Annotated in this window: 17 protein-coding genes and 2 CRISPR repeat arrays (1 of these 19 running past the window's edge); of the genes, 15 read left to right on the top strand and 2 right to left on the bottom strand. The window is 46.3% G+C overall.

The genetic code is table 11. From position 1 onward, the window contains the following. Positions 1 to 111: a CRISPR direct-repeat array (repeat unit 28 nt; unit sequence GGATCACCCCCGCATACGCGGGGAACAG) (it extends 2,236 nt beyond the left edge of the window). 556 nt (positions 112 to 667) lie between these two features. From cas1e to cas6e, 8 genes are all read left to right on the top strand, one after another. Beyond that, a complete protein-coding gene (gene cas1e / locus KGF70_RS02160) occupies positions 668 to 1,621 on the top strand; it encodes a type I-E CRISPR-associated endonuclease Cas1e (RefSeq protein WP_216767582.1) in 954 nt (317 codons plus the stop codon). After that, the gene (cas2e, locus tag KGF70_RS02155) at positions 1,618 to 2,517 is read left to right on the top strand and encodes a type I-E CRISPR-associated endoribonuclease Cas2e (protein ID WP_216767581.1); all 900 of its coding nucleotides are present in this window, start codon (positions 1,618 to 1,620) and stop codon (positions 2,515 to 2,517) included. The genes cas1e and cas2e overlap by 4 nt, the downstream gene beginning before the upstream one ends. Before the next feature lie 324 nt (positions 2,518 to 2,841). Next, positions 2,842 to 4,031: a CRISPR direct-repeat array (repeat unit 28 nt; unit sequence GGATCACCCCCGCATACACGGGGAATAG). Positions 4,032 to 4,559: 528 nt separating this feature from the next. Further along, positions 4,560 to 7,307 carry a CRISPR-associated helicase Cas3' gene (cas3, locus tag KGF70_RS02150; RefSeq protein ID WP_216767580.1) on the top strand — a complete coding sequence of 916 codons (2,748 nt, stop codon included), beginning with the start codon at positions 4,560 to 4,562 and terminating at the stop codon, positions 7,305 to 7,307. Positions 7,308 to 7,311: 4 nt separating this feature from the next. Then, positions 7,312 to 9,063 carry a type I-E CRISPR-associated protein Cse1/CasA gene (locus KGF70_RS02145; RefSeq protein ID WP_216767579.1) on the top strand — a complete coding sequence of 584 codons (1,752 nt, stop codon included), beginning with the start codon at positions 7,312 to 7,314 and terminating at the stop codon, positions 9,061 to 9,063. Then, positions 9,053 to 9,664, top strand: a complete 612-nt coding sequence (gene casB / locus KGF70_RS02140) for a type I-E CRISPR-associated protein Cse2/CasB (protein WP_216767578.1) — start codon at positions 9,053 to 9,055, stop codon at positions 9,662 to 9,664. The genes KGF70_RS02145 and casB overlap by 11 nt, the downstream gene beginning before the upstream one ends. Beyond that, positions 9,664 to 10,743, top strand: coding sequence for a type I-E CRISPR-associated protein Cas7/Cse4/CasC (cas7e, locus tag KGF70_RS02135; RefSeq protein ID WP_216767577.1), 1,080 nt, complete (start codon positions 9,664 to 9,666; stop codon positions 10,741 to 10,743). Before casB ends, cas7e begins: the two co-directional genes overlap by 1 nt. Beyond that, on the top strand, positions 10,724 to 11,449 hold the full coding sequence (gene cas5e, locus KGF70_RS02130) for a type I-E CRISPR-associated protein Cas5/CasD (protein ID WP_216767576.1): 726 nt from the start codon (positions 10,724 to 10,726) through the stop codon (positions 11,447 to 11,449). Before cas7e ends, cas5e begins: the two co-directional genes overlap by 20 nt. Then, positions 11,449 to 12,117 carry a type I-E CRISPR-associated protein Cas6/Cse3/CasE gene (gene cas6e, locus KGF70_RS02125; protein WP_216767575.1) on the top strand — a complete coding sequence of 223 codons (669 nt, stop codon included), beginning with the start codon at positions 11,449 to 11,451 and terminating at the stop codon, positions 12,115 to 12,117. Before cas5e ends, cas6e begins: the two co-directional genes overlap by 1 nt. Before the next feature lie 154 nt (positions 12,118 to 12,271). On the opposite strand, the gene KGF70_RS02120 is transcribed toward cas6e, so the two are convergent. Next, positions 12,272 to 13,582, bottom strand: a complete 1,311-nt coding sequence (locus tag KGF70_RS02120) for a glycosyltransferase (RefSeq protein ID WP_216767574.1) — start codon at positions 13,580 to 13,582, stop codon at positions 12,272 to 12,274. 3 nt (positions 13,583 to 13,585) lie between these two features. Beyond that, positions 13,586 to 14,068, bottom strand: a complete 483-nt coding sequence (locus KGF70_RS02115) for a hypothetical protein (RefSeq protein WP_050338821.1) — start codon at positions 14,066 to 14,068, stop codon at positions 13,586 to 13,588. 829 nt (positions 14,069 to 14,897) lie between these two features. Here KGF70_RS02115 and KGF70_RS02110 point away from each other — a divergent pair. The 7 genes from KGF70_RS02110 to KGF70_RS02080 all read left to right on the top strand — a co-directional run bounded on the left by KGF70_RS02110 (position 14,898) and on the right by KGF70_RS02080 (position 19,315). Further along, the gene (locus tag KGF70_RS02110) at positions 14,898 to 15,428 is read left to right on the top strand and encodes a YqeG family HAD IIIA-type phosphatase (RefSeq protein WP_050338820.1); all 531 of its coding nucleotides are present in this window, start codon (positions 14,898 to 14,900) and stop codon (positions 15,426 to 15,428) included. Further along, positions 15,425 to 16,561, top strand: a complete 1,137-nt coding sequence (gene yqeH / locus KGF70_RS02105; protein WP_050338819.1) for a ribosome biogenesis GTPase YqeH — start codon at positions 15,425 to 15,427, stop codon at positions 16,559 to 16,561. Before KGF70_RS02110 ends, yqeH begins: the two co-directional genes overlap by 4 nt. An 85-nt stretch (positions 16,562 to 16,646) precedes the next feature. After that, positions 16,647 to 16,961, top strand: coding sequence for a ribosome assembly RNA-binding protein YhbY (yhbY, locus tag KGF70_RS02100; RefSeq protein ID WP_003638540.1), 315 nt, complete (start codon positions 16,647 to 16,649; stop codon positions 16,959 to 16,961). Between the two features lie 12 nt (positions 16,962 to 16,973). Then, positions 16,974 to 17,609: a nicotinate-nucleotide adenylyltransferase gene (locus KGF70_RS02095; protein ID WP_050338818.1), complete on the top strand. Its 636-nt coding sequence runs from the start codon at positions 16,974 to 16,976 to the stop codon at positions 17,607 to 17,609. Beyond that, complete coding sequence (gene yqeK, locus KGF70_RS02090; protein WP_088769629.1) at positions 17,593 to 18,210, top strand: bis(5'-nucleosyl)-tetraphosphatase (symmetrical) YqeK; 618 nt, start codon at positions 17,593 to 17,595, stop codon at positions 18,208 to 18,210. The genes KGF70_RS02095 and yqeK overlap by 17 nt, the downstream gene beginning before the upstream one ends. Positions 18,211 to 18,227: 17 nt before the next feature. Next, positions 18,228 to 18,584 (top strand): ribosome silencing factor, encoded by a 357-nt coding sequence (gene rsfS, locus KGF70_RS02085; protein WP_003638543.1) that lies wholly within the window; start codon positions 18,228 to 18,230, stop codon positions 18,582 to 18,584. After that, positions 18,581 to 19,315, top strand: coding sequence for a class I SAM-dependent methyltransferase (locus KGF70_RS02080; RefSeq protein ID WP_056952418.1), 735 nt, complete (start codon positions 18,581 to 18,583; stop codon positions 19,313 to 19,315). Before rsfS ends, KGF70_RS02080 begins: the two co-directional genes overlap by 4 nt. The last annotated feature ends 20 nt before the right edge of the window (positions 19,316 to 19,335 follow it).

Here is a 19,335-nt window from a genome sequence, read left to right as displayed (position 1 = left end):
GGTAGCAGCAGTGCTAATGCAGGGATCACCCCCGCATACGCGGGGAACAGCAGCCGTTCAAATGTTTTTCTACACGTTAAGTAGGATCACCCCCGCATACGCGGGGAACAGACTAAACAAATCCCGGTAAATCAACAATCCAAAATTGGCTAAGTATCATTTTACATTAACTTGATCGTTGAAAGCAACTATAGGGAAACTCCAAGACTGGACATATCAGACTGTCTTGACACAAACTAGTCGTCATAATTTATCAAAAATCCATCAAAGTCCTTCCAAAAATAGATGTATATTCAAACACTGAATGCTAATATTAGAAGTATAGAATCAGAAATAATTCAACCAGTAAGTGGGATAACATAAAGCGAATTGTTGATGAATAGCCAGTATGATAATGTAGGGGAATTATATTTAAAAGTCGGGAGCGTTTACAAGCAGTTTAGGGTTCTGACGAAAATATACGGATGAAAGTCGATGATTTCTTGTCAGTATAATTCAGGATTGTCAGCAATGTTCTTAATAAAATGTAAGCGCTTAATAATTGTGAAGCCTAAATACGCATTAAATTTGCAGGCAAAAAGCTACTTTCAATCAGCAACGCACAAATAATTTATAGAATGAAAGTGTGCTATTTAGTTCAGTATCAGCTAGCTTTGGAGGTGCATCAATGGAAAAACAATCAGGAGCAAAAAAGCCAGAATTATCAGAGTTAGGTCGTGTTCGAGACCGGTTGACTTTCTTGTACTTAGAACATGCTAAATTAGATCGTCAAGATAGTGCGATTCGAGTCAGTGATGCTCGAGGGATTGTGTTTGTTCCGGCCGCGATTATCAGTGTCCTAATGCTTGGGCCTGGCGTTGATGTGACCCATCGTGCCATGGAACTGATGGGTGATGCTGGGATGGCAGTCGTCTGGGTTGGCGAGCGTGGGGTGCGGCAATACGCACACGGTCGCGCGTTAAATCATTCGTCTTTATTACTTGAAGCCCAGGCAAAACTATTTTCCAATCAACGCTCACGTTTAGCCGTAGCGCGAAAAATGTATCAGATGCGTTTCCCAAATGATGACGTGAGTGGTTTGTCGATGCAAGCACTACGGGGCAAGGAGGGGGCCCGAGTTCGCCAGGTCTATCGGCTGCAATCAGAACGTACCGGGGTCAAATGGACTCGCCGCGATTATAATCCTGATAATTTTGAGGCCAGCTCCCCAATTAATCAAGCTTTAACTGCTGCGCATCAGGCTTTATACGGACTGAGCTACAGTGTCATTATGGCGATGGGCGCTTCTGCAGGGTTAGGTTTTGTGCACACTGGGCATGATTTATCCTTTGTCTATGACTTTGCTGATTTATATAAAGCTGAATTTTCAATTCCAGTCGCGTTTAACACTGTCGCAGCTTTAACAGAAGATGACAATATTTCTCGAAACACGCGACTAGCAATGCGTGATGCTTTTGTTGACGGTAAACTTTTGGGGCGGATGGTTTCAGATCTCAAAGCAATACTTGGCGTCACGGATGACCAGACTGAAATCAGTAACTTAAGCTTGTGGGATGATCAGCTTGGTTTGCAAGAGTTCGGCGTTCAGTATCATGAAATCAAGGTGGGTGAGACTCAATGATCGTGATTACGTTGACAAAAGTGCCGAATGCCTTGCGTGGTGATTTGACCAAATGGTATCAGGAAATTCAAACGGGGGTTTATGTCGGAAGTGTGAGTGCCAGAATTCGTGATTCGCTGTGGTTACGGATTGTTAAAAATATCGGCCGGGGTGAAGCCACGATGGTCTATAATGCCAATAACGAACTTGGCTATCAATTTAAAACCACTCGTCGGGATCATCAAGTGGTTGATTATGATGGCATTCCATTAATGATGCATTTGAACGCAGCTCCAGCAGTCGAAGAACACGGTTATAGCGACGCCGCTAAATTTCATAAAGCTCGAGTGATGAGTCGGAAAGCTCAACAAAAGCGGTCCCAGCAGTTTCGCAAAAATAATGAACCAATGGTAGCGGTAGACCTTGAAACAACGGGATTGGATCCTAGCAAGGATGTCATTATTTCAATTGGGGCAGTCAAAGCTACTACTGACGGCCAGGTTGCCGAATTTAGTCGCTTAATAAGTGTGACTGAATCAATCCCAGAAAAAATTAGCACACTTACTGGGCTAACCAACGACATACTGGCTAAACAGGGTGTTCCGATTGTTGAAGCGCTAAGTGGGTTAAATGCTTTCATAGGTGATTGCGCAATCGTGGGATATAATTTTCATTTTGATGAGGCCTTCTTAAAGCAGGCGTTTATCAGCAATAATTTGGAAGCGTTAAGAAGTCAAACCATGGATTTGATGCCAATTGTGAAGCGTACTAATGCGTTTTTAGATAACTATCGGCTCGCGACAGTACTGTCAGCATACGAAATTGAGAATTCAAAACCACATCATGCGCTAGAAGATGCTCGGGCGACGTTGGCATTAGCTCAGGCATTGAGTAAGGTAGAAAAGTTAAAAATTTAGAACACATCTGAGAGATACACTATTTGTGTAATGAAAGTTTGATTCATAAGGAAGATTGGTGGTGTGAACTTAAAATTTTAGCCATTGGTTCTCATAGAAGTCAAATTGCCCTGTTGATGAAGTGATGTTGTTGATCGCTCTGTATAAATGCTGAAATAGTCCTGTATGTGTTAGAGACAATAGCAATGCTGATTATGTCATGAATCGGTACAAGACTGCCCCCGTATACACGGGGAATAAAATGGTGGATATCGATTCAGCGAGGATGACCTCCGCATACACGAAGAACAGCTAGCGTCTACGCTTCTCACGAGAGTGCACCTCGAATCACTCCTGTATACACAGGGAAAAGAGTCGGGCTGACTCAGTATAGTGCGCAGTCATGGGATCAGCCCCGTATACACGGAGAACAGCAATCCCCCAAAAACGGGACTACCGGCGTGTTAAGGATCACCCCCGTATATACGGGGAACAGTGCCAGGACAAATCAGCAGAATACGGTTTCGTTAAGGGTCATCCTCGTATACACGGGGAACAGTACGGCGTCGACGTTTTGGCCACATGTGCAATGGGATTACCCCCGCATACACGGGGAACAGTAATTGTCATAAGCTAAGATTTTCATAGCGTCAGGATCACCCCCGCATACACGGGGAATAGTGAACCGCTGTTTGCACATCCATCAATGTGCTGGGATCACCCCCGCATACACGGGGAACAGACAGTCTGATTGGTTTGGTCTGCATTGTCGTTAGGATCACCCCCGCATACACGGGGAATAGCCGTAACGTTTTTCCAGTCCATTGCCCTCCAGAGGATCACCCCCGCATACACGGGGAATAGGATCGTGAGCAAGATGGATTTCAAATTAATTCGGGATCACCCCCGCATACACGGGGAATAGGGTCGGCGGTGACGGCGCGCAATACTTGTTGTAGGATCACCCCCGCATACACGGGGAATAGAGCTTTGAAAATAAAGCCACCAAATCGATATAAGGATCACCCCCGCATACACGGGGAATAGTGATTTTATTACCAAGTTGACGGCGGATGCAAGGGATCACCCCCGCATACACGGGGAATAGTTTCATTCACAATACAACAACTCACATTGTTAAGGATCACCCCCGCATACACGGGGAATAGAATTGCATTGATGATGTTATGTGTTATAATATAGGATCACCCCCGCATACACGGGGAATAGTATTAGATACATGGTTAATCAACCCAATCGCAAGGATCACCCCCGCATACACGGGGAATAGTACTGTAACTTGATTGTCGCCATTAGTTACTGAGGATCACCCCCGCATACACGGGGAATAGTGATTTAACTTTCCCGTAGGAAGAAACCATATAGGATCACCCCCGCATACACGGGGAATAGGTTCCGTATTTATTTTCAATTTTTTGAACATAAGGATCACCCCCGCATACACGGGGAATAGCAGCTGATAATGCGTTTAGCCAAGCTCAAGCAGGGATCACCCCCGCATACACGGGGAATAGACTAAACAAATCCCGTTATATCAACAATATGAAATCAGTAAATCCGAAATTTACATCAACTTGTTGAATTGACATCTACAACTAGGACTATACAAGAAACTGGGATTTCAAGCAAGATGAATGTCTGCAATGAAACGCAACAAAACTGTAGATGATTTTCTGATTTCTAAATGTTAATATAAGATATACATGATTATAACCACGTTTAATAGGCGTGAATGTTTGAACTATATCCGGAATTTTAAAAAATCAATCCAATAGCTTGCTGCCCGCAAATTAATCGGTCTTACTGATTGAGCGTTTGTAGTAATGAATAACTAACGAATGTTTTTTGGGGGAGCATTCGGTATTACTCTGATTTTAAAGATGGATATATACCAGCTTATCAGACTAGCCATATGTTTCACGCCGTACAAGCGTTTATCGCTGGTGTTCCAGTTACTAGCGCTGTGGCGAAAATTAGTGTGCAATGAATTATAAATACCCCGGCAGTCTAATATTATAAACATATTAAGAAGGTGAAAATCGATGGCAGAATTTTCACGATTAGCGCAGAGCTTATGGGCTAAGAAGCGTTCTAGTGACGGACAGCGGCTTTGGTTGCCGCTGATCGTCCACTTAAAAGATTGCGAAAATACGATTAATTGGTTATTCAATCACTGGTTAAGTGATGGTCAGCGTCAACAGCTAGCCGCGGCGACCTCTGAGGAGGATGTACAGAAGCTGGTAAAATTTCTCGGTTTTATCCACGACTGCGGAAAAGCGACACCTGCATTTCAGATGAAGCCAGCATATAACGGTGATAACCAGCTAGATCAGATTCTAATAGAACAGCTCATGCGAAGTGGGTTTAAAGATTTAGATGTCCTTAATTTGTCTTCTGCACAGCGTTCACCCCACGCGCTCGCTGGTGAGGCAATTTTGACGGCGTATGGTGTAGATCCCACGATAGGTGCAATCATTGGCGGTCACCATGGCAAACCCGAAAGCGAGCCGCCGGTTCATCAAATTCGAGACTATACTGCTAATTACTTTCAGAGTGATAATCGACCTGAGTTGCAAGTTGAGTGGCAACAGGTTCAGCGTGAATTGGTGGAATACGGGTTGCACAGTGCCGGTTATCAACGTGCGGCTGAGATTCCCGCCATTAATCAACCAGAAGCCGTAATATTAACGGGATTATTAATCATGGCGGACTGGCTCGCTTCCAGCGAATGTTTCGATGGCGACGCTAGCAAGCCACTTTTTCCATTAGTAAATACCGCGCAGTCAGTAGAAACCATCGATGTACAGACACGGTTTCAACGGGCAATTATGACTTGGCGACTAGACGATGAATGGGTGCCAGCACCACTGAGTCAGGATCAAGATCCGTATCAGTTACGTTGGGGATTTCATGCACGTCCGGTCCAAGCAGCGATTACGCGTGCTTTAGGGGTGACGACCGACCCGGGGATGGCCATCATTGAGGCACCGATGGGATTAGGAAAAACAGAAATTGCTTTGATTGCCGTGGAGCAGTTGGCCAGAATGACAGGGCGTGACGGTGTTTACATGGGTCTGCCAACACAAGCGACCACGAATGCGATGTTTGCACGTGTGAACGACTGGCTGGCGAGTGTTGCGGATGAACAGGAAGCCCATCTCTCAATTAAACTAATGCATGGCAAGTCCCAATTTAATCGGACTTATACGGCCTTGCCTAATGCAAGCAACGTTAATTCAACGGATGAACACCACGGTGCCGTGACCTTAAATAGTTGGTTCAGTGGGAAAAAGTCGATCCTGACCAAGTTTACAGTCGGGACGATCGACAATTTGTTACTAATGGGATTGAAACAGAAACATCTCTTTTTACGCCATCTCGGTTTCTCTGGCAAAGTGGTGGTGATTGATGAGGTGCACGCCTATGACGCCTATATGAATGCTTATTTACTTCGAGCAATCGAATGGCTGGGTGCTTATCATGTGCCCATCGTCATTTTGTCGGCAACTTTGCCAAAAATAAAACGGAATCAGCTCTTAAAAGCGTATTTAAAAGGTAAGTACGGTCGCAAGTTCCATCAATTGTTAAAATTAGCGCCCACTGGCTGGGAAGACACGCAGGCTTATCCATTACTGAGTGTGTTGGACGGTCCTGAAATTAAACAAGTCACGCATTTTGAAGGACAGAGTGATCAAGCCCCGCTGACGTTAGCTGTCGAGCGTACTAACCAGGATGATCAAGACCTGGTTGCGACGTTGCTGGCGCAGTTGGATGCTGGTGGGGTGGCTGGAATCATTGTCAATACGGTTAAGCGCGCCCAGGCATTAGCAGCTTTGATTCCCGCGGATGTCCCATTGATGGTGTTACACTCTGCATTTTTAGCGCCAGACCGGGCACAACAAGAAGAAAAGTTGCAAGCAGCGATTGGCAAACACGGTCAGCGACCAGCAAAACTAGTCGTGATTGGAACGCAGGTGTTGGAGCAATCCTTGGATATTGATTTTGATGTCTTATACACGGATATCGCGCCAATTGATTTGATCTTACAGCGTGCGGGGCGCCTACACCGGCATCAGACAATTATACGCCCTAAACAATTTCGACAGCCACAGCTCAAAGTGATGGGAATCAATGATTTTGGTGACTACGGTGATGGCAATGAAGCGGTCTATGGCAAGTATTTACTAATGAAGACGGATCATTTTTTGCCTGATAAGATTCAGCTACCTGGCGATATTTCCACCCTTGTTCAGCGCGTCTATGATGCTGCGACGGATGCGGAAGTCCCAGAAATTGAACCTGCTGCGGAGAAATTTGAGACCGATTTGAAAGCCGAACAACAGAAGGCGGGCGTCTTTCAAGTCAAAGCGCCACAGTTAAAGCAGGGGAAAACGTTGCATGGCTGGTTGGATCGAGATCACACAGACGTGGTAAGCAATCAACAGGCGAGCGCAGCGGTTCGTGATATTCAGGAAACATTAGAAGTGATTCTGGTGCAACATACGACGGATGGTGACTTTCTGCTGGATGGGCGTAAGTTGGCCGAGGTTGCTTCTGCCGAAATTGCCCAGCAAACGCTGCGAATACCTGCCGTAGTCACGCCAAATATTACAGCCGCCATTACCGAACTAGAAGATTTAACGCGACCCTATCATCTTCGGTGGCAGGATGATGTCTGGCTGAACGGGGCTTTGGTACTACCACTCGACCAGAATCTGACAGCGACGTTTAATGGGTGGCAAGTCAGCTACTCGCCACAGCTGGGACTAAGTTATTCGAAGGAGGAATGAACAGGTGGAAAAAACGTTTAATCTGACAACTGAGCCGTGGATTGAAGTCATCGACGCACAGACGAACCAACAGGTATCAGTCTCAGTAATTGAATTATTTCAAAATGCACAAAATTATCGCCAGTTAGCCGGTGACATGCGAACACAAGATTTAGCTGTGTTAAGGCTGTTGCTCGCAATTTTAACGACCGTTTATACCCGGTACGATGCGGATAACCAAGGGTATGAGTGGCTGACTATAGCTGATGATTTTAAAGTGGTGAGTGTCGATGAGGACTACGATTCTGATGAGATTCACGATGATTTGAAAAAGACCTGGCAGGACTTGTATGAAGGTGGTCAGTTTACAACAATCGTGACTGATTATCTAAAACAGTATGCCAACCGATTTGATTTGTTTGGTGACCAACCATTTTATCAAGTGACGGCTTCGGAATATGACGCCGTCGTGCCTGAAAATAAGAGTGTTGCACATGGTCAAAAAACGGGGAAGCCGACTGGACTAGTGGCTATCCGCCAAATGAATCGACGGATTTCCGAGAGTGGTAATTCGGTGGCATTATTCGCGCCAAAAGTCAATGAAACCAAGAATGATTTGACGCACGCTGAGTTAGCTCGGTGGTTGATTATGTATCAAAATTATACCGGGGTGACCGATAAGACAAAAATCAAGAGTGACGAGACTTTCTCTAACGGCGCAGGGTGGGTATATCAGCTTAATCCCGTCTACGCGAATGGCCGATCACTATTCGAGATTTTGATGCTGAACTTGATCTTAGTGCCAATGGATGAAGATGTGCGATATCCCGTTCAACGGCCCGTATGGGAGTATACAGATCTGGCTGACTACCTTAAAGAACGTCGACGAAAACTGGTGCCAGATAATCTTGCGGCACTTTACACCACGTGGTCACGGTTACTGCATATCGAATGGGATGATCAACAGCGACCGCTGATTTTTACTGCGGGCATTCCAATGTTCGATAACGTGGGCGCGCTGATTGAGCCGATGACCTTGTGGCGGCAAGATAAGAAGACGAGCCAGTTCAAGCCGGCGGTCGCTAGTATTAAATACACGGGTAAAGCCATGTGGCGCAACTTTGGTCAGTATGTCAATGTTAATCGTCGTGATGATATTCATGAAGCTGGCATTGTCACTTGGCTACATTATTTGAAGGCACAAGGATTGGTGCCGGATGACCAACAATTATGGTTAGCTTCCACGGCGTTACTGAGCGATGGCAACATGTCGTCACAGATGCCTGCCACTGAGGTTTATGACGACATGCAGATTCAAGCCGACGTGTTGTTTGATGAGTCCTCCGCGGATTACTGGCCAGTTCGAATTGAAGATGCAATTAACATCACGCAAAAAATCGGTGACGGCTATTATCGCTTTGCCGCAACAATCGGCCAAATTCGGAACATTGATGCCAAACAATTTGGGCAACGCCATAGTGCACAATTTTACGCCGAACTAAATCGGCCGTTTAAGGCATGGTTGGCGAGTCTCACTGGAAATGACGACCGGGAAGCCAAGATCAATGAATGGAAACAAACGTTACAAACAATCACGCTGCAGGCAGCAAATACGATGATGGCGACGAGTTCGTCACGGGATGTGCGCGGAATTGTTGATCATGATAAGAATAATGTGCCCCGGCAGATCAATGTTTTTACGGCTAATAATCAGCTACGACGACTGGTCTTTACACAGTTGAAAGGAAAGCAGGTGAAGGTTGCAGATGAAAAATAAAATTCAGAAGGTCACTGCCAGTATCATTCGGCAGCTTTATAATCACGGTAATCTCAATAAGGGCGTTTTAGCCAGTGTCCGGCACGCAACCGTATTGAACAGCCCACAAGCGCAGGCGTTGTGGCCAATCATGATGGCTGAGTTAGATGACGAGATGCTGAGTCGTGATGGACGCCCAACAGCAGCCGAAGTGGCAGTTTATACGGCGGTCCGGTTCTATGCGATTCAGCAACAAGGCAGCGAGGTCTTAGTCTATGGCCCAGCTAACTCGCAAGCGGATGATACCGAAAAAGGAATCCCATTGTTTCAGGCACTCGCCAAGTTACGACGCAACGAGGAGACGCGGGTCGCACTGGATCGACGCATGCAACCGCTACTCGCGACGACCAACGTCGCGAGTGCGATTAACGCATTAACCCATTTGGTCAGTATGCTCAAAGCTGCTAATCAACAACAAAAAATCGATTATGCCCGTTTAGCGCAAGATCTCTACTGGTTGCAGCAAAGCTATGAGCGTGCGAGCCAGGTGCGCTTACAATGGGGACAACAATATTATCGACCACAAGACGCTACAGAGAAACCTGAAGGGAAGAAAAACTAATGACGACCAACAACTTATATCTTGATATTCATGTGATTCAAACCGTACCATCTTCAAATATTAACCGCGATGATACTGGTGCGCCTAAAACTGCCTTATACGGTGGCGTTAGCCGGTCGCGAGTCTCCTCGCAAAGTTGGAAACGCGCCGTTCGTCAGAGTTTCCAAGATGACACGGTCACGGTAGGTTACAGAACAAAAAAAGCGGCCCAGCTGTTGAAGGACGCGCTCCAAAAGTTAACGCCAGATTTGAGTGATGATGACGCTTGGGAACAAGTCAACGCGGTCTTTAAGGCCGCCAGTGTTAAGTTGGATAAAAATGAAGAAACCAGCGCTTTATTGATGGTTAGCCCTGGTCAAATTGATCAATTGGCTCAGTACGTCAAAGACAACGCAGACGGCGAATTAGATAAAAAGGCCATCAAAGCGGTGTTAAAGGGTAATCAGTCGATTGATTTAGCCTTATTTGGTCGGATGGTTGCGGATAATCCTGAATTAAACGTCGAAGCTGCAGCACAGGTCGCCCACGCAATCTCGACACATGAAGTCGTTCCAGAATTTGACTATTTTACGGCCTTGGATGATTTACAACCAGACGATACAACTGGTGCCGCCATGCTTGGTACGCTAGAGTTTAATTCAGCGACCCTCTATCGCTATGCTAATATCAATATGAACGATCTAATTGAAAACTTAGGTGAAGCTGCAGCTGTTGACGGTGCGCGTGAATTTGTCAAAGCCTTTGCACTGTCTATGCCAACAGGGAAGCAAAACACGTTTGCCAACAAAACACTGCCAAGCTATGTCATGCTGACATTGCGTACGGATACACCAGTGAACCTGGTCTCTGGCTTTGAAGACCCGGTCACTTCGAAGCAGGGTTACGTAAAGCAATCGATTGAGAAATTAAACGCTGCTTATAAACAGACATTGCAATTCGTCGAGAAACCAGTGCTAAATGTCGCGTTGGGTGCTGATGCGTCAGCAATTGCAGTGCCAGCTGAAAACTTAACGGATCTGTTGGGACAAGTCACGACGGAATTAACGAAGGTGGTCAAGGATGAAAACGGTAACGATTAGACTGACAGCGCCGTTGCAATCCTACGGTGATGAAGCTAACTTCGATCGTCGAACGAGCTATGATTATCCATCTAAAAGTGCAATTGTTGGACTGATTGCAGCAGCGTTGGGCTATCGGAGAACAGATTCTCGGATTCAGACGCTGAATCAGCTTGACTACGCAGTGCGAATTGACCAACCAGCGGAACCACTCACAGATTTTCAGATTGTTGAATGGAAGCGCGGCAAACGTAAACTGACCTATCGGGATTACCTCCAAGACGCGGTCTTCTTGGCCGCAGTAGGAAGTGAAGATGATGCACTTATTGACAGGATCGATTGGGCATTACATCATCCGCGTTTTCAGCTGTCATTAGGTCGACGTGCCAATGTGCCAGCAGGTCCAATCATGACCGAGATCGCCTTGGGGTCCAATCCAGCACAAGTATTGCAGTTCTTATCTTGGCACGCATCGAGATTTTATATGAAGAAAACGAAAAGCCCTACCTTTGTGGCAGAGCTGATTGCTGATGCGGCATTATTACCCAATCACCGAAGCTCGATGGTCAAGGACAACGTGATTACCTTTGATCAACGAGAACGTCAGTATGGTTTTCGGGCTGTGGCTATTGATCGGGTGCCATTAGAGAATCCATATCACCCTGATTGTACCGCTGAGACAGATCACGATGTGATGACTTTTCTCTGGAAGGAGGACCAACGCTGATGTATTTATCAAGAGTTGAAATTGATCGAGATAATCGCTATAAGACTAGAGATTTAACTCATTTAGGCGCTTATCACAATTGGGTTGAACAGAGCTTCCCTGAAGAAATCGAAAATAATCAGCGTGGTCGGCATCTGTGGCGAATTGATCGGTTGAACGACCAAGATTATTTATTGGTATTAAGTGCGGACCGGCCTAAGCTTGAACAACTGGAACAATATGGTGTTGAAGGAACTGCAATAACCAAGTCATACGATACTTGGTTAGACCATATAGAAGCGGGCATGGTGTTGCGGTTTCGATTGACGGCCAATCCGACGCATTCAATTATCGAACCTAACCATCCTAAGGGTCGAGTCGTGCCGCATGTGACCATTGAGCAGCAGAAACAATGGTTGGCAGACCGGGCGCTTCGAGCGGGCTTTGAGTTAGTCGCACGTGCAGACACAGCTGCTGATGAGACGGAAAAATTAGCATTCGATGTTGTGAGTCATGACTGGCCCACGCTTCATCGACGCAAAGGGCGGAGTGTTCGACTGAGCAGAGTCACCTTTGAAGGGGTGTTGCGTGTGCAAGATGCTGACACTTTTAAGCAGACTCTGACCAAGGGGTTGGGACGTGAAAAAGCATTCGGTATGGGATTGATGACCGTAATTCCGACAGAATAACTAGTTGTATGGTGTGAGCTATGTACCATACGTTGCCGTATATGCGGTGAATTTCATGAGTATGTCACGCACTGCAAACTTGTACAAATCAAAAATTCAGATACCGAAAAGCGAGCCCCCAACCAAGGGACTCGCTTTTCTATCACTCATAATACTATTCCGTATGATGTTTCCGAACCGGGCTGACCCAAGTTCCGCTACCGTAACCAAGAATCGTTTTAACGGCTGGAATCAATGTTGTAACGAGGGCGAGTGCGTTGACTTGCCAGTAGATCAGCATGTAAAGTGGCATGAAAATCAAGTATTTGAATTTACGACCGCGGTCATCGACAATCAGAGCTGACAGTAGCTGCAAGACGCCGGCAAACATCTCGAAAGTCACAAAGATGAAGGCCATGCAGAACATGTGGTAAACCCGTTCGTAGTTGCCGGTGAAGAAGAAGGTGACCAGTGAAATTAAGAAAATCAGTGTTGAGACAAAGAAGAATAGGGACCAGATAATACTCAAGGTTTGGTCGGTAATGAACGCCCATTGCTTGAGGTACTTGCCAGGATGGCTTGCGACCCGTTTAAAATTGGTCAGCAATACTTCTGTCCCACCTTTAGCCCAACGTTTCCGCTGGTGATAGAGCGCGTCTAGATTTTCAGGAACGTTCATATAAAATAAAATATCCGGTGAGAAGACAGTCGTCCAACCATTCAATTGGTGATCCCACGCAATACTGATGTCTTCAGTGGCACGGTCTTGCCGGAACAAGCCGACGTCAATCAAGGCATCGCGGCGATACATCGTGTTGGCACCGCTGTAGGCGTACATGTTACCCAGAGCGCTAACTTGACTCCGCTTGATAACACCGACGATGCTTGAGAATTCGACGGTTTGTGACTTGGCAATAATCGTACTTCGATTTTGAACGTCCATATTAGCCGTAACTGCGGCGGTGTTAGCGTGTTCTTCGCCCATGAAATAACTCATGTATTTCCACAGTGCATCAGGTTCCGGGATCGAATCAGCATCGTTACTGAGAATAAACTCGCCGCGGGCAAAGCTAACGCCGACGTTAAAGGCGTGCGCTTTCCCTTGATTCTTTTTGATCGTAATGACCCGCAAGTTATCATAAACGGTCTGGAGTCGTTCCAGAATAGCCGGCGTTTCATCAGTGGAACCATCATCAGTAACGAGCACTTCATAGTTTTGATAATTTAAATTGTTCATTAAGTAGTCGATGGTGTGCTCAATCATAACTTCTTCGTTGTGCGCTGGAATCATGATGGTAATAAAAGGTTGTTCTGCAGGCGCGAGTTCCTTGAATTCAACATCATCTTTGTGGCGGTGCCGGTAGACCAATTGGTAACAGAGCACGCCGATGAACCACGCGAAGGCCCCTAGGATTGGGTAGGAGACCAGTAGCAGGACAAAGTTCCAGATGCTTTCGAAGGGCTTAAGTGTTTGCATAATTTCCATAGATTAGTCCTCGTATAATTTGTGAATTTCGTTGACGTCGAGATTTTGTTCCGGATCAACCGTGTAGTGCTTGACGTGTTGACGGAAGGTGGCTTGTCCAAAGCGTTGCGTGTAAAAATTATTCAAACGGCGCTTACGAACATCCAACCGCTCTTCATCATATTGCCGTTCCTTACTAATATGTTGTTTGACCCGGTGATTGTTATGGATCGTGGAAATAATCACAATAATGGCAATCAAAATGAACGCAAAGATGAAGAACCGGTCAAAGAAGTAGAAGAGCGTCTTACCTTCCTCGTATTTCCAAGCGTGAATGAAGCGCGGGTTGTTAGCTAACAGTGTTGACGAAATCGTCCAGTAGACCGGAACAGCCACGCAGATCCAAGCGACAATGGCGACGATGGTTTGCCAGATTTTTGTCCACCAATGACCCTTCGAAAAGTATTTGTCGGTAACATATTGTTTCATCACATCTTTTTTCTCCATAAACAGACCTCCATAATAAGTATTTTGATAACTCGCAATGGGTGCGATTAATTTATTTCTTGACTGATGGCAACCGTTTAAATACTGATTATTGACCAGGGTTATCTTGAACTGAAACTGCGCCAAACAGTTTCAACTCAGATTTGCCCTTTGACCATAATCATAAGCTTATACGAGGATTGCAGTTGCATGCAACGAATATGCACATCAGTATTATGGCATAAGTCAAACGCGCGACATCACACTTCAAATATACGCTCAAGCACGCCATTTGTGAATCTATTTTGACGGATTTGGCCGATTCACATTTAGATGCGGATAGCAGGATGAACCAGCACGATTCGTTCACTTGTGGCATCATCTGACTAATTCTAGGCTTGATCACTGCGCCATTATCACCTTTGACAGAGTTAATGTCAGAATTCTTATCGCGACTAACTTTTCAAGTCATGTTCACGGGTGTCGATAACGAGCGCGTCCTGATGCCCACTCATTGGCAATGAATTTCCACCAGCCATCCAACTAATTTAGTGACTATTTACGTCAGTGCCATACCAACTGAACCACAAGCATCAGCTAATCGCAGCATCCATCTTCAGCAAACTGATACTTTCATTTTCAGGACATTGTCATTATATGGGTGGATTTTCGTTGCTTATTTTCAAAAAACAAATTATTATATAATGATGACTAAAATTAGCTCGTAATCGTCATGGAATCCGGTCCCAGTCCTGATTTGGTCCGGTATTTCGTGAACCAGTATGATAAAATGGGCTAGTGGGGTTAGATCAATAACCAAATAATCCAGTGAGAAGCGAAGGGGATAACGATGATTAATCAATTTAAACCAACTTGGATGATACCAGCAATTTATAATGTGACGCCAGCACAGCTACGGGCGCAAGGTATCAAGGCCGTTTTTACCGATCTTGATAACACGTTGATTGCCTGGGATAATCCAGATGGCACCCCGGAACTGAAAAAGTGGCTGCATGCGTTGCAAGACGCTGGGATTCCGTTAGTCGTCGTTTCGAATAACTCGGAAGCACGTATCGCCAAGGCATTGGAGCAGTTAGATTTGCCATTCGTTTCGCGGTCGTTGAAGCCGTTACCGATTGGACTCAATAAGGCCCGGCACGATTTAGGCTTACACAAAAATGAAGTGGTGATGGTCGGTGACCAATACATCACGGACATGTGGAGTGCCCACTTAGCCGGTGTGCCCAGTATTCTGGTCAAGCCAATCGTGACGACGGATGCCTGGAATACGCGCATCAACCGCTTCTTTGAACGTTTTATTAAATTACGATTAGCACATGTTTATCCAGAAATGCATTTTCAGGAGGACTTAAATAAGTGAGTGAAACATCAGAAGAAACTTTATATTGTATCGGCTGTGGGGCGGCCATTCAAACGACGGACCCCAAAGCGGCGGGGTATACCCCGAATAGTGCGCTGCAAAAATCATTAGCAAGCGATGCGCAGGACTTATATTGTCAACGTTGTTTTCGACTGCGGCACTACAACGAAATCGTGCCAGTTGGTTTAACGGATGATGATTTTCGGCGCTTACTGGCAACGATTCGAGATGCCAACGCGCTAGTCGTCTACGTGGTTGATATTTTTGATCTAAATGGGAGCATTATCCCGGGCCTGCAACGGTTCGTTGGTGATAACCCTGTTTTGTTAGTCGGTAACAAGGAAGACGTCTTGCCACGGCAATTACGGCGGACTAAATTGCGTGAATGGATGAACCAACAAGTTCGGGCGCAAGGTATCAAACCGGTAGACGTGGCATTGACGAGTGCTAAAAAGGGCCATGCTATTGACGATTTATTAGCGATGATTGAAAAATATCGGCGCGGTCGGGATGTCTACGTCGTTGGGGTCACGAATGTCGGTAAATCGACCTTGATTAATCGAATCATTGCCAATAATACTGGTTTGAAGGACTTGATCACGACGTCGCGGTTCCCTGGCACGACGTTGGATAAAATCGAAATTCCGTTGGACGATGGCCACAAGATGGTTGACACGCCCGGGATTATTCATCCCGAACAGATGGCACACGTGTTGTCTGGCGATGATTTAAAGTTGGTCTCACCGCAAAAAGAAATTCGGCCCAAAGGTTTTCAATTGGGTAATGGTCAGACCTTATTCTTAGGTGGCGTCGCCCGTTTGGACATTGTTGATACGCTGAAACCAACTGGGACGGTTTACGTTGACAACAATCTGACGTTACATCGGACCCGGACAGAAAATGCCGATAATTTCTATACGAAACATGTCGGCGAGTTGATCACACCACCAACTGGTGCGGCAGTCGCAGACTTTCCACCGTTAGTTCGGCACGAATTCAAGGTCACTGAAACTAGTGACATCGTGTTTGAAGGCCTAGGATGGGTCACCGTCGCTGCGGATACGCGGGTTGCAGGCTGGGCGCCTAAGGGTGTTGCTGTGCTCACACGGCCAGCGATGATCAACAAACGCTAATTAATGACTAGGACTGTTCCCGCCACGGATCGACAGCGAGTTCAGCCAGTCAAACTAACCATAATATAGGAGTAAATCAAATTTAATGGAAAATTTACGTGGAAAACAAAAGCACTATTTACGTGGTGAAGCCCACCACATGCGGCCACTTTTTGCCGTGGGTAAGAATGGCTTGACTGATGAGTGGTTGACACAGCTGACTGGTGCACTCGACAAACGCGAGCTCATCAAAGTTAATATCTTACAAAATGCCGATGTGACGACTGCGGATGTGAAGGCGGCCATCGAACAAAATACGGCTATCACGGTTGTTCAAACCATTGGCCGGGTGCTGGTCCTATACTTGCCAGCAAGTCATGAGGAAGACCGGCACTACTCATTAGAAGTTGCAAAGTTATAGGAGGAATGACGGGTGCAGACGGTTAATCAAACAGCGACGAAAGTTCTGACGGAAACGGTGACGAATCGACCTCGACGCCGTGTTGGTATTTTAGGTGGCACGTTTAACCCACCGCATTTAGGGCACTTGATCATGGCCCAACAAGTTGGTGACCAGCTTGGTCTGGATGAGGTTCGCTTCATGCCGGATGCTGAGCCACCACACGTTGATGAAAAAAAGACGATTGCGGTCGAGGACCGGGCCAATATGGTCCAAGAAGCAATCGTCGATAATCCGCTTTTTCGGTTGGAAACTGCCGAAATTGAGCGGGGTGGTAAGAGTTATACTTACGACACGATGAAGGCACTCAAGGCGAAACATCCAGATACCCAGTACTATTTTATTATCGGCGGGGATATGGTCGATTATTTGCACACATGGTACCATATCGAGGATCTCGTGAAGCTGGTCACCTTTGTCGGTATCAAACGGACAGGGTATCCGACGACGAGTCAATATCCCGTCATCTGGGTCGATGCACCACTGATTGACATTAGTTCGACCCAGATTCGTCAAAAAATCAGTCATGGCCATTCCGTTCGCTATTTAGTGCCGGAAGCCGTGGCCGCTTATATTAAGGAGCATCATTTGTATGAGCAAAACGATTGAGTATACTGAAGACATTGTTCCATATAGCCACGAAGCGTTAATGGCCAAAGTCGCAGCACAGTTGACTGATAGCCGTTATCAGCACTGCTTACGTGTTGAACAAACGGCGCGAAAGTTAGCTGCAGCTAATGGCGTGGACGTTGAATTAGCCGGAATCGCCGGCTTGTTACATGATTACGCCAAGCAGCGTGACGACGCGACTTTTATCGATCTGATCAAGTCGCGGGGGATGGCACCAGACTTGGTGGCATATGGTAACGGGGTCTGGCACGGCTATGTTGGTGCTGAACTCATCAAGGACGAACTACACATTTATAATGAGGCGATTCTCAACGCAGTGCGGTTGCACACCGTTGGGGCGCCATACATGACGAAATTAGATCAGATTATTTTTATGGCTGATTTTATTGAACCGGCGCGAGATTTCCCAGGCGTTGATGAAGCGCGTAAGGCGACTGCTGAGTCGCTTGCAGCGGGAGTCCGTTTCCAGATTCAACATACATTAGCTTATTTAATTCAAAAGGGTGCGCCCGTTTATCCGCAGACGTTAGCAACTTATAACGCCTGGGTCGGTGGCGTTGCACCTGAATATGCCAACTAAATTTAAGGGAGAGTTTTATGGATAGCAAAGAACTTTTACAATTAACTGTTGAGGCTGCTGATGACAAGCGGGCCGATGACATTGTCGCATTGGACGTCGCTGAAGTTAGCTTGATGGCTGATTATTTTGTGATTTTATCAGCTGATTCCAAACGCCAAGTTCAAGCCATCGCGGATAACATCGTTGAATTTATTCGCAAGGCGGGTTCAGACGTGAAGAGTGTCGAAGGTCGGACTGCCGGTGAATGGGTCTTGATCGATGCCGGTGACGTGATCGTACACGTCTTCCAAAAGGATGCGCGCGCACACTACAACCTTGAAAAGTTGTGGTCCGACGCCCCATTGGTAGACGTTGATCAATGGGTCAACGCATGATTTATCAGACGTTTGCCGAACTTTACGATGAACTTTTTGATCCAGCCATGTACCAGCAATGGCTGGATTTTGTCCGTCGGGAGTTACCTCATAAGGACGGTCAATTGTTGGAATTGGCCTGTGGAACGGGTCGCTTGGGCGTGTTGCTCGCACAGGATGGCTATCAAGTGACCGGATTAGATTTATCAGACAATATGTTGGCATTGGCTCAAAACCATGCGGATGAGGCGGCGGTGACCTTACCACTCTTACAAGGGGACATGCTGGACTTATCAGCCATTGGCCAGTTTGATGCCGTCACGTGTTTTGCCGATTCGTTTTGCTATTTGCCTGATATTGCGACGGTGCAGCAGGCCTTTGAACAGGTCGCGCAGCACTTAACGGCGAGTGGCGAGTTCCTTTTCGACGTGATTACGCCGTATCAGACGGATGAGGTCTATCCAGGTTATATGTATAACTATCGTGATGAAGACCGGGCATTTATGTGGACCAGTTATGCCGGGGAACAACCGCACAGTGCCGAGCATGATTTGACGTTTTTTATCTACAATGAAGACAAACAAGCTTTCGATGAAGTCAGCGAATTACATCAAGAACGCACGTATGTGTTAGCTGATTACCAGCAGGCACTGCAGGCAGCTGGATTCAGTCAAGTGACGGTGAGTGCGGATTTTGGTCGGCAACAACCGGATGCCCAGACGACGCGCTGGTTCTTCAAATGTCGTAAATAAAGTGAGTGAGTGTTGGGAGG

It is taken from the genome of Lactiplantibacillus sp. 7.2.4 (assembly GCF_018991185.1).
GTDB lineage: Bacteria > Bacillota > Bacilli > Lactobacillales > Lactobacillaceae > Lactiplantibacillus > Lactiplantibacillus pentosus.
This window is presented reverse-complemented; position numbering and strand designations above follow the sequence as displayed.

What these genes read in the sequence shown, in the direction of transcription:
- cas1e (WP_216767582.1), top strand. Translation starts at nt 668, where the DNA reads ATGGAAAAACAATCAGGAGCAAAAAAGCCAGAATTATCAGAGTTAGGT.
- yqeK (WP_088769629.1), top strand. Translation starts at nt 17,593, where the DNA reads ATGAGCAAAACGATTGAGTATACTGAAGACATTGTTCCATATAGCCAC.
- cas3 (WP_216767580.1), top strand. Translation starts at nt 4,560, where the DNA reads ATGGCAGAATTTTCACGATTAGCGCAGAGCTTATGGGCTAAGAAGCGT.
- KGF70_RS02120 (WP_216767574.1), bottom strand. Translation starts at nt 13,582, where the DNA reads ATGGAAATTATGCAAACACTTAAGCCCTTCGAAAGCATCTGGAACTTT.
- casB (WP_216767578.1), top strand. Translation starts at nt 9,053, where the DNA reads ATGAAAAATAAAATTCAGAAGGTCACTGCCAGTATCATTCGGCAGCTT.
- cas7e (WP_216767577.1), top strand. Translation starts at nt 9,664, where the DNA reads ATGACGACCAACAACTTATATCTTGATATTCATGTGATTCAAACCGTA.
- KGF70_RS02080 (WP_056952418.1), top strand. Translation starts at nt 18,581, where the DNA reads ATGATTTATCAGACGTTTGCCGAACTTTACGATGAACTTTTTGATCCA.
- cas5e (WP_216767576.1), top strand. Translation starts at nt 10,724, where the DNA reads ATGAAAACGGTAACGATTAGACTGACAGCGCCGTTGCAATCCTACGGT.
- KGF70_RS02115 (WP_050338821.1), bottom strand. Translation starts at nt 14,068, where the DNA reads ATGGAGAAAAAAGATGTGATGAAACAATATGTTACCGACAAATACTTT.
- yhbY (WP_003638540.1), top strand. Translation starts at nt 16,647, where the DNA reads ATGGAAAATTTACGTGGAAAACAAAAGCACTATTTACGTGGTGAAGCC.
- KGF70_RS02110 (WP_050338820.1), top strand. Translation starts at nt 14,898, where the DNA reads ATGATTAATCAATTTAAACCAACTTGGATGATACCAGCAATTTATAAT.
- rsfS (WP_003638543.1), top strand. Translation starts at nt 18,228, where the DNA reads ATGGATAGCAAAGAACTTTTACAATTAACTGTTGAGGCTGCTGATGAC.
- cas6e (WP_216767575.1), top strand. Translation starts at nt 11,449, where the DNA reads ATGTATTTATCAAGAGTTGAAATTGATCGAGATAATCGCTATAAGACT.
- cas2e (WP_216767581.1), top strand. Translation starts at nt 1,618, where the DNA reads ATGATCGTGATTACGTTGACAAAAGTGCCGAATGCCTTGCGTGGTGAT.